Consider the following 498-nt stretch of genomic DNA (forward strand, 5'->3'; position numbering starts at 1 on the left):
CACCACCCAAAGATGCCATCAATGTGGCAGTATTATGGGACAAAATAGCTATAAGAAATTAACCCTTAAGGATCGGGAATGGACTTGCCCAATCTGTCAGACGCACCATATTCGCGATTGGAATGCGGCAGTGAATATTCTAGAAAAAGGATTAGGCAAGTGGCAGAATCCTAAAATAAAAGAAGCAGCTTAGAAAGGCTGCAGTCCGCTAGCAACTCACGGACTCAAAAGGCTTTGGTAATTAGACGACCTCTATCGGCAATAGTCAAAAGATTACTGCTGGTAAGTCAAGTCCGTATCTAAGCAAGTTGGTGTTCTGGTTGGCGCAAGCTAACGATCCACTAAGCCCTAGACTTCAGTCTAGGGTAGTTGACTGATTTATTTAAGTAACAAAGAGCAGGCATTCTATTAATGCAATGTCATTAAGTTAAGACATTGACAATTAATATTAGACTTTTAAAGCACTGATTTAACATTTAATTGGTTAAATTGGTGCTT

General features: G+C 39.8%; 1 protein-coding gene. It reads left to right on the forward strand.

The window, feature by feature from the left end:
• Positions 1-193: zinc ribbon domain-containing protein (locus JEM49_RS09270; RefSeq protein WP_201874754.1), on the forward strand; the 193-nt coding region annotated here is incomplete at its 5' end.
• Positions 194-498: the final 305 nt, after the last annotated feature.

The sequence above is a fragment of the Lactobacillus sp. A27 genome (assembly GCF_016742815.1).
GTDB lineage: Bacteria > Bacillota > Bacilli > Lactobacillales > Lactobacillaceae > Lactobacillus > Lactobacillus gallinarum.